The sequence below is a fragment of the Microbulbifer sp. YPW1 genome (genome assembly GCF_013367775.1).
Lineage (GTDB): Bacteria > Pseudomonadota > Gammaproteobacteria > Pseudomonadales > Cellvibrionaceae > Microbulbifer.
This window is the reverse complement of sequence record NZ_CP055157.1, coordinates 3,718,786-3,731,159: the sequence shown is the minus strand read 5'-3', so window position 1 is coordinate 3,731,159 and position 12,374 is coordinate 3,718,786. Positions and strand designations below refer to the sequence as shown.

Sequence of the window (12,374 nt, the reverse complement as noted above, 5' to 3'; positions counted from 1 at the left end):
ATTATTATCGCTTCGCGATTACACCGACAAATCCGTACAATCGATTCCCGCTAACCCCTTCAGGTATTGCCAGCACATACTGCTTACCATCGACCCGGTGAAAACGGTGGTCCAGCAACTCAAAAATGGCAGTATACTCCTCTCCATCTCCGCGCAGATTCTGAAACTCCGCGATCCGTACGCCTCGCGCAAAATCACCGCCGGTTGTACGCAAATGCACACGTTGTACTCGCTCATGTGAACGATTGATAATTTCAACACGTACGTACTTAAAGTCTGCGTCGTATTTATGATTCGTTTTCAAATCGACGATAAGTCCAACGGCGAATGCCGCGGGACTCATAGAGAGCAATAGTATAAAGCTCGCTAGATATCGCATAACCCCTTCCCTGCCTGTATGTTTTCCCAACACTAGAAAGGGAGAGGCTACCAATTATATGGAGGGGGCGTCGTCAGAATTAGTAGGCAACGTTTAAATTGTCAGCAAACTCATTACTAAAATGAGTAACCATACAGTTTTACCACTCGATTATCCGCCTATTGATTCATCAAAGTTTGTAGTTACTCGGCACCTACGCCACACCCACGTGGCATCTTCGATACATCAACTTCAATCAATAAGTGGTCATTTTGTGCTCCACCCAAGGGAATCAACTTATATCGATCCCCCCGCATAAAGACGCGGAGGTCACCCCTCGCACTCGTGATCTTCATGCTGCTATTTTTCACTAGCTCTTGCTGCGGGACTTCCAGTGCAGGGCCCATTCCATAGGGCTTCCCTGGCATGGAAAACTTTCCTTCATGTGTGAGATACAAGTCCCCAGACATCATATTTTCCACGGCCTCGCGATGCCCCTCAGCAACGTCATAGTCATCAAGCAATAACTGGTCCCGCAAAAAAAAGACAGTCCAGCGCAAGCCACTGGTTACGGTGTTAATTTTTCGGGACTTGATGTATGCGAGTTTCCCTCCGGGCAATATGACTTCCCTAAACTCGTCGCTGCCTAACACCTCGTCCAAGTGCACACCTACCACATGGGCACTTATTGAAATCGACTTGATGTAATTGATGTAGTCCTCGGAACCCTTGAGATCTTTGTCCAGGTCCGCCAAACGGCGATACTCAAAGATATCTCCTGCGAAGAGTTCGGAAGGCACCATCAGCGCGATCAAAAAAATGGCGAATTTATTGGTAACCGTCTTGATCCAGCCCACGGCGCCTGCCCCCTCGCTCAAATTGAATGACCAATCTAGAGCAACAATTCCCACGCCGCAGGCATTTCAACGCCTTGGGCATGGGCACTAGCTACCCGGTTGAGAAACAGAAAACCACGCAGCAGGTGGTCACTTTCCATAACCCGTCATTTCAAGATAGCCCTCCCCTTCTTGACTGCCACTAATTGTTACCGGGCCCTCCCAGTAGCGTAAACTTCCTGGATTCCAGTAATCACCAGACCAGGACCGTATTTTGAGATCTAGAGCCTCAGACGGCACCTGCAGCTGCCAGACCACCGGCACCTCGCCATAACGCGTGTCGCGAGTTTCGATCGGCAGCAGGTTGAACTCAGTTGCCTCCAGCGTTCGGGCACTACCATCGGTAGCGACCACAGTACCGAAGTAAAAGTCCTCTACACCCCGCACGCGGAACAGCATCAGGTGTCGATCATCATTCAGGTGCAGCGCCATCCAATCCCACCCCTCTTGATCTGAATTAAGGTACTGACTGCTCCACTCGCGATCGAACCATCCCTGCCCACTGACACTATATTTTTCTGGGCCTATTTGTACCTCACCGCCAATTACTTGCAGCGGGTAACTGAAATACATCGAGCCACCGCCTCCTGCCGATTTGGCGCTGAAACCGCGGTCACCATTCAGCACAGCAGATGCCTGTGGCTTTAGCTGCAGGCGATAGCGAAAGTCGCCACCATCTACACGCAGCTCCCAAGTGTCACCTTCCAGGCTGACGAGCTGCCATTGATCAATCCAGGCTTTGAACGGTTGCGCGTCTGCGCCGGCCTGGCCACTACCTCCGCGCGCGGCACGATCAGCGAAGTGGTGATCTTCGGGACGGCTCAGAGCTGCATGGGCAAACCAGACCTCGTTGCGATGCCAACCCGGCTCTTTGTCTTTGTAGGGGCCAGGGCGGATACCGGTGCGAAACAGTGTCCACTGGACGCCGAATGGCTCTCCGCGGGCAGTTTTCAGATTGGCAGTGAGATACCACCACTCCAGGCGGAACGCAGGATGCGGGCCCATATCATGCGGCAGCTCCACGGTCATCCCTGGCGCTGCCTGACGAAACCCCTCAGCCCCGGCTCTCAGGGCGTCGATAGAAGCATCCGACTCGGGATCATTAGTGCAGCTAGCGAGCACTATTGGAATCAATAGCGAACGACAGAGATTATTCACCTTTTAACGTCTCCAATCGCACAGGGTTACCCACCAGCGTGCCGACGATCGCGCCGATTAACAGACAAAGCAACCACACCTGTAGCCAAAACCCGGGGTAGAAATGCAACGGAAGCGCCCAGCCGAATGCCGCAGGATTGACCCGGGCGACAAGCACCCACCCCAGAAAGATTCCCAACGGTATCGCAAGCAACCCCAGTAAACCGGTCACCAAGATACTATGAGCAATCAGCCGACGGCGCAGGCTGTTACGCCCCACACCGGCGACGTGAAGCAGCGTAAAACCTCCCTGCCGCATACGGAAAATCACCAGCCCCATCAACGCAAGCGCGGTGCCTGCCAGCGTCAGAGTCAGGGCATTCATCAGCTGTGTCATCTGGAAAGTTCGGGCGAAAGCGGCGTTGGCAGCGCGCTTCAAACCGGCTTGATCACGCAGGCGGCTGCCACTCATCCACCCATACTTTTCGGGCCAGTTCTGCCAAGGGATTTGATCGATATCACTCACACCCAGCACAAATGTGGAGTAACGATTAGGCGATGTGTCAGGAACCAGTGAGAGCGGCAACATCACCTCGCCCTGGGGCCGTCCGTAATCGGCATATATGCCTATCACTTCCCGCGACAGCGCATTGGTACCTAAACGCACATTTACCCGATCGCCCAGGGCCAGCGACTGCCTGCGCGCCAATTGCTCATTGATCAAGACACCGCGCGCAGAAAGTTCCGACCACAACTTTGGCTTCGAAGCGAGGAACGGCCAGTCCTGTAGCAGTGGCGAGGCGGGGTCGACTGCCAGTATATCGACGGATATTTCAGTCCCCTCAGGCCCTTGCTCGATTAATCCAGAAGTACGCACCATTGGCAGTACAGCGGTCACTCCAGACAGGTTTCCAAGCTGTGAACGCCATTCACCAGTGGCTACCGGCTGCCCCGGATCAAGATAGAGATCGCCCTGCAGGCGCTGATCAAGCCAGCGGGCAAAAGTGGATTCGAAGCCGGTAACCATTGCCTGTACGCCGATTGCGGTTGCGATGGCAAACGCCAGCGCGATGAGCGGCAGACTCAAAAGCCGGCACAACGCCCGCATCTCAGAACAGGACCATTCCAGCAGCGGCCGTCGATTTTGCGGTGTTGAATAGTGGCGTTCCGCCCGCAACAGCAGCCAGTTCAACACCTCTGGTAGCACAAGACCAACACCGGCCAGACATCCAGTAGCAGCAGCAAATACCACCCAGAGTGTGTCCGTAGTGAACAAAATTGTCAGCGAAACGGTCGCTAATCCAAGCGAACCGAACCAGCGCGACCTTCTGGCCTGCCCCCTGCCCGCGCCCTGCCCGATTGCTTGTGGTCCACCCCATCTTGCCTGGCGCAGTGACAGCAAGTCCGTACAGGCCCAACCCACCACCAGCGCCAAAATCAAAATCATGCCGAGCCAGGTTGCGGTGGTCGGCTGGCTTTTCTCAATAGTATCAACACTGAAAAGCCCACTCAGCGTACCCAGGAACCCGTCGGCCATCGCCGATGCCAGTCGCTCTCCCAGCCAGACACCTAGGGTACCGGCAATTATTGAGACGAGTAGCACTTCGATAATTAATGCGAGGCGCAGCCTGCGCGCAGAAACCCCCACTCGCACAAGAATTTCGAGACTGCGCCGCCGCTGTTCCAGTGCGAAGCTGTACACACTGCGTACCAGCATAGCAGCGACAAGCAGCGCCAGCGCCCCCAACGCGTCAAGGCTTAGCAGAAACGCCTCGACCAGAGGCTCCGGTCGTACTCCGTAGTCTTGTAGCTCGCCGCGGTAGCCATCGGGAAGCGGAGTTTTTTCAGTCTCCACGACCGGCAACAAAATCAGCAGAGTGCTCCGCCCGGCGGACGCCAGCTGCGCAGCGACTGCAATATCCGTCAGCAGCTGTCCACGCGGAACACCGTCAACTTCCTCTAAATGGAAATGTTCTGCGCCCTCCAGATACAATCCTCGCCAGCGCGCAAGATCCGCAGCACGGCCAAGCAGTACCGATCGATCCAGCTCAGAGAGTAATTTCCCGCTAATTGGCAATTCATTATCAACAGCGTCCCCGTCATCCGACTGTCTGTACTGGCGCAGGCAGTCCGCAGTGAAAGGATCAATGCCAACTAAAGTCGGTACATCGCTGACAGGCAACCTGACTTCGAGCCGTGGTGAGGCGCAGAGGCCAGTGCGGCGCAGACGCACAAAATCCTCTACAGATATGGCGCGGCCATCCTCTCGAACTACACTCAAGAGCGGTTCCAATGCCGCCCTGGACTCGGTTACCGCATGCTCGGCCGAACCCGTCAGCGAACGCACTCCGCTCCACAACATCGCGGCACATACCAGAATTAACAACAAGCCGGCGAGCTGACCCGGATGGCGCCGATAATGGCTCAGGAAGACACTGGTGAGTCCCATGGACGCAGCGCTCCTTCCCGCAGCTCAAGAATCCGGTCGCAGCGCTGGGCCAGGTCGGGGTTATGGGTAACGATCAGCGCGCCCAGTGCGCGCTCGCGAATGGCATCGAAAAACAGTGGTACGACCCGCTGGGCAGTCGCATAGTCGAGACTGCCGGTGGGTTCATCCGCGAGGATCAACTCTGGCCGCATCGCAAACGCACACGCCAGTGCCGCCCGCTGTCGCTGGCCGCCAGAGAGTTGATCAGGGTAACGGTGGGCTGTGTCGGCAATGCCCAGCTGATCCAGCAAGGTATCTCCGTCGTGCGTTTGCAGGCCCGCAAGCCCGGCGCGAAATGCAATATTGCGGGAAACGGTGAGCGTGGGAATCAGGTTGCCATCCTGAAACAGCGTGGCAATACGGGTGCGGCGCAGTTCGGCCCAGTCGCCTTCGGCAAGAGTGGTGTGCGACTTTCCGAACACCTGCAACTGACCACTGTCGGGCGTGAGCAGGCCGTTGAGCAGATTCAATAATGTGCTCTTGCCCGAACCCGAGGGCCCGATCACCGCCACCGACTCCCCACGCCACAGTTCCAAAGATACTCCGTGCAGCACATGGATTTGCTCGCGACCGTTTCGATAGGTGCGACAGAGGCGTTGAGCCTGAAGAAGAGCATCACTCATAGATCGGTCGGAGGTTTTAAGCGTAAACCTGAGTTTAACCTATCGATCGACAAGGTTATTAATCCCCGGATACATGATATACCCCCTCGCATTAGCTACAAATAGCTACAAAATTGAATATTTGGGGTACCTTTTCCTTATATAAGAAAAAATAAAAGAATTAAATTTGCTTTCTCGGCGTAAATAATAATAAAGTCTTTGCGCGACACGCATCACACTTAAAACAAACGATAAGTCACACTTTTCAGAACTGTTCGCGCGCCTGGCCTGGGCGCCCCAGAAAGTTCGAGGGTCTCACCACGGGGATAACGCCGTAATGTTTAAACAAATATTGATCGTTACTTTGATTACCACGCTTTCCGGCTGTACCTATTTGCGCGAAAAAACAATGCCAGAAGACCGGGATCTGCTTAGTGGACCCGGCAGCCTGTTCGATGAAGATAAACCTGTAGAGGCGTTGCTGAAGAAATACAAGTATCTCGATGCCAGCGGGAACTACACGCCAATTCAGGAAGATACAGTATTAGACAGCGATCAAGAATTGCATCGTCGAAACTCCCTGCAAGACGAGTTGATCGCGCTTTCCAACGAACGCTGCAACCACTACAAGCGCGTACTTATGTCTTCAAAGAACCAAGCCAGCGTATTTTGGGGCGGAACCAGCCTGCTGATGTCTGGTGCTGGCGCTATTGTCTCCCATGGAGCGACCGCCAACGCGTTCTCTGGCGTCGCCGCTGCCGCGACGGGTATCAACTCGGAATACGATAAAGCATATTTTAATGAATTGAGCGTCAATGTAATCGTGTCAGGTATCGAAAAGAAACGCAGTGCAATTTTGGCCAATATCAGAAAAGAACGAGACGAAGGTCTGATTAAATATTCGGCGCAACGCGCTATATCTGAAGCGATTGAGTATCACGGCGCATGTAGCGCGATATCGGGGCTATCTGCTGCAGACACCTCACTCCAAAAAGTAGATAGTGAAGATCTACTGTATAGCTCAAAGAAAACAGCAACTGAAGCAAACTAGCTCTGGCTTAAAAAATCTGTAAAGCCCGCCAAAAAAACTGCCTGCCAATTAACTAGCGGGCAGTTTCATATCGCGAAAAACCAGACACAGTAATGCCACCCTACCACATAGGCTTATTTTCCCTAGACATCGCCGACCATCGTTTGAACAAATAAATTTTGCCAACGAATACGAGGAATGCGTTCGGGCACTTAATTTTGAGGAATACAATGCAATCGACGATCGCCATTGCCGTTTTGATTACAGCAAATTTGATGGGATGTGCAGGGCTACACTCCACCCCACCAACCAACTACTCAAAGACACACGAAGACGACTCCATTCGAGTGGTTTTCGATCAGTGGGGAAATATTTATCCCGCATCCCCAGATAGCATCATGCCTGAAAAAAAATTTATAGGGCTTGACTCAGGGTTCGATCTCACCAAATACATGGAGAAAAGTAACCAAGAGTACAATAAAGATATTGCCAATCAGCGCTACGTGCAAATTGCTCAAAATATCGAAAAAAAGAAACTACTTCTAGGAAAAGAAGCCAAGCTGATATTTCTTATCCGTGGTTATAATTTCTCTTTTGATGCAGCATCTAAAGCTTATCAAGAAATAAAATCAACGATCGAGTCGAACTCAAATACACCAAATTTATATATAGAAGTATATTGGGATGGGCTTTACGAGGGCCCCCTCACTTTCCCTGAGCCGCTCATGTATTGGTTTGACTCAATGACCTACTCTAACATTGCTGGACAGGTTGGGTTAAGACGCTTACTAAACAAACTCCCCGCGGGAAGTGATGTCAATATCGTAACTCACAGCAGAGGTGCGGGAGTGGCATTCTCAGCTTTCACGAACCCTACTTATGACGAAAAAATCAAAGTTCCCTTAACTGAAACCTTCAAAAGAAGCAATTTGGGCACCATCAATATAGTGACAATAGCGCCAGCCATCGGATCAGGTCACTCACCACAGAAATTAAAGAACTCACTGCAAAAAAATTCATTTTGGTTTATAGGCTTCAATGAAAACGATCCAGCACTAAAAAAATCTGCAAGCTCGCTAGGCGTAGGATCCAATAACTTTGGCGACACTTCGCTCGGGACGGATGAGGAATATTTTTCAAAGGTGGAATCACAAGTGAATCAGGAATACACCTGGATTCAAAAAGCTGATTACGACAACTACCACGAACATGGCATTGAGGGATATCTCCAAGATTCTGAAACTACCCACTGCCTCTTTTGGGCAGCGGGTATTTTTACCCATAAGCCCGACGGTTGTTTATTGACCCCATCAATGCCGCATAGATCAACTAACTCAAAAACCACGCCGTCATTGAGCCTGCTATCTAAACAAGCACCAAAATCTGAGTTGCACGATGGCGCACTCGGACAACAGCAACAGCAACAGCAACAGCAACAGCAACAGCAACAGCAACAGCAACAGCAACAGCAACTTAGTATATGCAACGGTAGCGATGCGCGCTGCTAAACGTGCATTAAAATTTACATTAAAGCGATATATAGCTTGTCAGCCTATATCATCTCAAGCTTCAAATCTCTCAAACGAAAAAGGGACTGAAACCTCAGTCCCTTTTTTACTCTGCGGGGTTAATCCCTCGATCAAACCTACAGATTGGCGATCTCGATCATCATCGCCGTATACATTTCCAGATTCAGGCGCAGCTGCTCGACGGTAATGAATTCGTGCTCGGAGTGACCGGTGTAGGCCTTGCCAGGCATCGATGGGCCGAAGCTGACGGCATTGGGCAACAACTTGGCGTTGGTAGAACCGCCGATGGATACCGGGCCCGCGTCCTCGATACCGGTGAAGTGACGAAACACTTCCAACAGCGGCTGCACATGGGGTGCATCGTCCGCGCGGTAGGGCTCGCCCAGGCTCACGCTCACGTCGGCCATCTGGATACCCGTCTCTTTCTGCCAGCTGTCGATGGCGTTATTGATTTGCTTGTCCAGTAGCTCCGCGGACTTGCCGGTGGGTCGGCGCAGGTTGAGGTAGCTGGTAAGCCCCTTGTCGTCGGCCTTCACCATGGTGAGGGCGCCGGTCATTGGCCCCATAAAGTCATCGCTGTAAGCGATATCGCCAAACTGCTCGGCGACGATGCCGGTGCCAATCAGGTCGTTGATATAACGCACGGTGGCGCCGGCGGCATTGGCCGGCCAATCGTAGTTGCCCAGCACATCCGCCAGGAAGGCAATGGCATTGACGCCGTGTTCCGGCTCGGAGCTGTGGGTGGCCACGCCACGCGCGGTGATATCCAGTACACCGCCTTTATCCGCGAATTCGAACTTCACTTTCGGGTGCGTCGCGGCGCGGGCGCGGATCGCCTTTTCCAGTGCGGGGGTTGGATTCACGATGCTGGCATGGGCCTCGTCAGGCACCTGACTGCGGAAGTAGCCGCCATGGAAATCACTCAGGTAGGGCTGGCCCTGGTCCTTCACCGCTGACTGGGCAAAGGTCGCACGGACTTCGCTCCAGCCTTTCTCCGCGGTCACCACCGGGTAACTTGCGTCGATGGTGATGTTGTAGGCGGGCATATCGTAATCTTTCAGGAACGCCTTTAGGGGCTCCCAGTCCGATTCTTCCGCCAGGTAAACAATCAGCTCCACGCGCCGCTTCATCGGCACGCCTTGGTCCTTGATGGCCTTCATCGCGTAGAGGGCAGTGGCAATGGGACCCTTGTCGTCCTCACTGCCGCGGGCAATCAGCTTGCCCGGCTCGCTGGTGCGGTCCAGCTCAAACGGGCTTTTCTGCCACTTGGCCGGATTGGCCGGCTGCACATCGCCGTGAGTGACGATACCGATCTTTTCTTCGCCCTGCCCCAGGGCCACGATTACCACATAGCCGTGGTCTTCACACTCGAGGCCAAGTGCCTCGGCGGTATCACACAGGGTGCGCTTGAAGTCGGAGAACTCCGGGTTCTTCTCGAGAGGGATGTCTTCCCGCGCCACGGTTTTGAATTGCACCAGCTCGGCGAGGGTGTCGGTCATTGCCGCTTCGTATTTGTCCACCGCGTAGTCCGCGGTCTTTTGCGCTACCGGTGAGACATCCGCAGCTGCGACAAGCGGGCACAACAGCAGCGGAGCCGCCATCCGTGCAATTTTGGATAGGAAATTCACAGGTCACTCCGTAGGTCGAGAAAAGGCGGATTATACCTCTCGGCTGAAACCAATTCTCGCTGCCTACGATGCAACGACTACCAGCTGCGCTCTATTGAAACCCGCACTGCAAATACATCAAACACCAACAATGCGAGCGCGGAACTTGCGGCCTTTCAGTTTGCCATTGGCGAGCTTGTTCAGGGCTTTTTTGGCAACCGGGCGCTCTACGGCAACAAAGGTAGAAAAATCGAACAGTTGAATCTTGCCGATCTGATTACCATCGATACCACCATCGCCGGTGAGAGCACCAACCACATCGCCCGCGCGCACTTTCTGCTTTTTGCCGCCGTCTATCTGCAGCGTCGCCATGACCGGCCGAGTTGGGGCAAAGCCGCGGGGCAGTTCCGGTACTTCCTGCAGAGTAATCTTCTGCTGCATTTGCTCTTCCAGCCGCTCCAGCTTGTAGATCTCCTTCTTGCTCACCAGGGAGAGTGCCACCCCCTTCTGCCCTGCCCGGCCGGTACGGCCCACGCGATGCACGTGCACTTCCGGGTCGCGGGAAAGGTGGTAGTTCACCACCACCGGCAATTCTTCAATATCCAGCCCACGCGCAGCAACATCCGTTGCCACAAGGATGGAAGCGCTGCCGTTGGCAAACAGTGCCAGGGTACGGTCGCGATCCTTCTGCTCCATATCGCCGTGCAGTGCGAGCGCGGCAAAGCCGGCTTGCTTCAGGGTCTGAGCCGCTTCGTCGGTTTCTTTCTTGGTATTGCAGAACACCAGCGCGGAAGACGCATCGTAGTTTGCCAACAGCTGATACAGGGCCGCGGGCCGCGCCTCGTTGTTTTCCACCCGGTAGTAATTCTGCTCGATGGAGCTCTGGGTATGCGCCGCAGCTACTTCCACCTTCACCGGATTGCGCAGGACCCTGGTCGCCAGGGCATCGATGGTTTTCGGGTAAGTGGCGGAGAACAACAGTGTCTGCCGCTGCTGTGGCAGTTCCGCCAGAATCTGGTCCAGTACTGCCTGAAAGCCCATGTCGAGCATGCGGTCCGCTTCGTCAAGCACCAGGGTTTCCACACGGCTCAGGTCCAGGTTGCCCTTGCGCAGGTGGTCTTCGATGCGACCGGGCGTACCTACCACGATATGGGCACCGTGCTTGAGGGAACCGATCTGCGGCCCGAAGGGCATGCCGCCACACAGGGTCAGGATCTTGATGTTGTGAATCGCCCGCGCCAGCTTGCGCAGCTCCCGCGCCACCTGGTCCGCCAGCTCCCGGGTGGGACACAGTACCAGCGACTGCACCCGGAACTGGTCTACCCGCAGCCTGTGCAGCAGCCCCAGGCCAAATGCCACGGTCTTGCCCGAGCCGGTCTTGGCCTGGCCGATCACGTCCTTGCCATCTACGATCGCCGGCAGTGCCGCAGCCTGAATTTCCGTCAGGCGCTCGTAACCGAGGTCTTCGAGGTTCTTGAGGAGGGACGGTTGCAGCGGCAGGGACTGGAATTCGCGGGGGTGATTGGCTTCGGAAATGGTCACAGAATAGGCTCGATTGGGGAAAATAGCGGCGTATTGTAGGCAAGAACCGGGCTATTTCCCATCAGAAACCGTTAGCTATACAAGAAGAGCGGCACTCCCGCCGAAGCTATCCGGATCTGAAGCCTGCGCAGTCATTCCCTGTCGGGAGCAGGCGCTGCACACTCGGTCTGAAGCTCAATCATTCTGGCGAATGGCCGCAACATTGCCTGGAAATCGCGGTCCGATTCGAGCTGCTGCATCGCCATCACGATGCTCTCTATGGTCGACAGGCTGTTTTCCATCGACGAATGCCGGATTTGATAACCAGAGCGCAAGTCCCCCTCAAAGCTGACCCGGGGTAACTGCTGCAACTTCGGGTGCAGATGAAGGATTTTTTTGGACTTTTTCCAGTTCGCATCGATCACCACCAGCTGCTCCAGTGACGCCGCGAGTGCTGAGCCCGGGGCCACCTGCTCCACTTCCGGCAGCCAGGCGAGGGACGGGTAGAGCAGCGCCGAACTGGGCTTTAACAACTGCCCCAACTCGTCGTCGGTCATGTGCTCGGCCACAATCAATTCACTATTATCCAGGCACTGCTGCGCCATGCGCCCGGTGTTGAACGGATGCTTCTGCTCCAGAGGGTGCTGTATGATCAGCACCCTGATTCGATTGGGAATATGGACCAGCGCGCTGCAGTAGCAGACATTGAGTGGACGTTGGCAGGTAGGACAAACTTGGCGCGGCATAGATAATGGCAAGTGATGCTTTGGGGACAGATTCTCTCTCAATACAGTGGCTCTCGGATGCGGAGATGCCACTGGCCAACAAATTCTATCGTGCGTACAAGTTTCGCGGTAAGGCGAAGCGACACGATCCCTGCGCAGTGGTCAGGGATGGGCAGCATAGCATCATCGCCTGCGGATGCCTGCGACAGCTGACAGACAGCCAGTTACTGGCGGGCGTTGCCGTGGCGCCGGACTGGCAGGGTCGCGGCGTTGCACGGTTGCTGCTGAAGAGCATGGCCGAAAAGTACGACACACAGACCTTTACCTTCCCCTACCGGCATCTGGTGCCATTCTATGCTTCCCTCGGGTTTAGCGAAGTCGCACCCACGGGCCAGCCTTCCGCCATCGTGGATCGATTCCATACTTACGAGAAACAGGGGCGAGATATTGTACTGATGCATTATCAGCCAAATTCCTAATT

11 protein-coding genes are annotated in these 12,374 nt (G+C 54.4%); 3 read left to right on the top strand and 8 right to left on the bottom strand.

The genetic code is table 11. The features are described from left to right. Positions 1 to 4: 4 nt before the first annotated feature. The 5 genes from HUW35_RS15165 to HUW35_RS15145 all read right to left on the bottom strand — a co-directional run bounded on the left by HUW35_RS15165 (position 5) and on the right by HUW35_RS15145 (position 5,502). Positions 5 to 379, bottom strand: coding sequence for a hypothetical protein (locus HUW35_RS15165; RefSeq protein WP_181253079.1), 375 nt, complete (start codon positions 377 to 379; stop codon positions 5 to 7). Positions 380 to 561: 182 nt separating this feature from the next. After that, complete coding sequence (locus HUW35_RS15160; protein ID WP_181253078.1) at positions 562 to 1,215, bottom strand: hypothetical protein; 654 nt, start codon at positions 1,213 to 1,215, stop codon at positions 562 to 564. A gap of 129 nt (positions 1,216 to 1,344) precedes the next feature. Next, positions 1,345 to 2,412, bottom strand: coding sequence for a lipocalin-like domain-containing protein (locus HUW35_RS15155; RefSeq protein ID WP_181253077.1), 1,068 nt, complete (start codon positions 2,410 to 2,412; stop codon positions 1,345 to 1,347). Continuing rightward, positions 2,405 to 4,840: an FtsX-like permease family protein gene (locus HUW35_RS15150; protein ID WP_181253076.1), complete on the bottom strand. Its 2,436-nt coding sequence runs from the start codon at positions 4,838 to 4,840 to the stop codon at positions 2,405 to 2,407. The genes HUW35_RS15155 and HUW35_RS15150 overlap by 8 nt, the downstream gene beginning before the upstream one ends. Further along, positions 4,816 to 5,502, bottom strand: coding sequence for an ABC transporter ATP-binding protein (locus tag HUW35_RS15145; RefSeq protein WP_181253075.1), 687 nt, complete (start codon positions 5,500 to 5,502; stop codon positions 4,816 to 4,818). Before HUW35_RS15145 ends, HUW35_RS15150 begins: the two co-directional genes overlap by 25 nt. Positions 5,503 to 5,818: 316 nt before the next feature. Between HUW35_RS15145 and HUW35_RS15140 the strand changes: the two genes are divergently transcribed. After that, complete coding sequence (locus HUW35_RS15140; RefSeq protein ID WP_181253074.1) at positions 5,819 to 6,532, top strand: hypothetical protein; 714 nt, start codon at positions 5,819 to 5,821, stop codon at positions 6,530 to 6,532. A 209-nt stretch (positions 6,533 to 6,741) separates the two neighbouring features. Beyond that, positions 6,742 to 8,019 (top strand): hypothetical protein, encoded by a 1,278-nt coding sequence (locus HUW35_RS15135; RefSeq protein WP_181253073.1) that lies wholly within the window; start codon positions 6,742 to 6,744, stop codon positions 8,017 to 8,019. Positions 8,020 to 8,156: 137 nt separating this feature from the next. Here HUW35_RS15135 and HUW35_RS15130 read toward each other — a convergent pair whose 3' ends face one another. From HUW35_RS15130 to HUW35_RS15120, 3 genes are all read right to left on the bottom strand, one after another. Next, a complete protein-coding gene (locus tag HUW35_RS15130) occupies positions 8,157 to 9,668 on the bottom strand; it encodes a dipeptidase (RefSeq protein WP_255463331.1) in 1,512 nt (503 codons plus the stop codon). 117 nt (positions 9,669 to 9,785) lie between these two features. Beyond that, positions 9,786 to 11,189 carry an ATP-dependent RNA helicase DbpA gene (dbpA, locus tag HUW35_RS15125; RefSeq protein WP_370464600.1) on the bottom strand — a complete coding sequence of 468 codons (1,404 nt, stop codon included), beginning with the start codon at positions 11,187 to 11,189 and terminating at the stop codon, positions 9,786 to 9,788. Between the two features lie 131 nt (positions 11,190 to 11,320). Next, on the bottom strand, positions 11,321 to 11,914 hold the full coding sequence (locus HUW35_RS15120; RefSeq protein WP_181253072.1) for a tRNA-uridine aminocarboxypropyltransferase: 594 nt from the start codon (positions 11,912 to 11,914) through the stop codon (positions 11,321 to 11,323). 65 nt (positions 11,915 to 11,979) lie between these two features. Here HUW35_RS15120 and HUW35_RS15115 point away from each other — a divergent pair, with 65 nt between their 5' ends. Next, entirely contained in the window at positions 11,980 to 12,372 is a 393-nt protein-coding gene (locus HUW35_RS15115; protein ID WP_255463330.1) for a GNAT family N-acetyltransferase, read from the top strand. The last annotated feature ends 2 nt before the right edge of the window (positions 12,373 to 12,374 follow it).

Coding starts and splice junctions, on each gene's coding strand:
- HUW35_RS15120 (WP_181253072.1), bottom strand. CDS start 11,914: ATGCCGCGCCAAGTTTGTCCTACCTGCCAACGTCCACTCAATGTCTGC.
- HUW35_RS15165 (WP_181253079.1), bottom strand. CDS start 379: ATGCGATATCTAGCGAGCTTTATACTATTGCTCTCTATGAGTCCCGCG.
- HUW35_RS15150 (WP_181253076.1), bottom strand. CDS start 4,840: ATGGGACTCACCAGTGTCTTCCTGAGCCATTATCGGCGCCATCCGGGT.
- HUW35_RS15140 (WP_181253074.1), top strand. CDS start 5,819: ATGTTTAAACAAATATTGATCGTTACTTTGATTACCACGCTTTCCGGC.
- HUW35_RS15115 (WP_255463330.1), top strand. CDS start 11,980: ATGCCACTGGCCAACAAATTCTATCGTGCGTACAAGTTTCGCGGTAAG.
- HUW35_RS15135 (WP_181253073.1), top strand. CDS start 6,742: ATGCAATCGACGATCGCCATTGCCGTTTTGATTACAGCAAATTTGATG.
- HUW35_RS15145 (WP_181253075.1), bottom strand. CDS start 5,502: ATGAGTGATGCTCTTCTTCAGGCTCAACGCCTCTGTCGCACCTATCGA.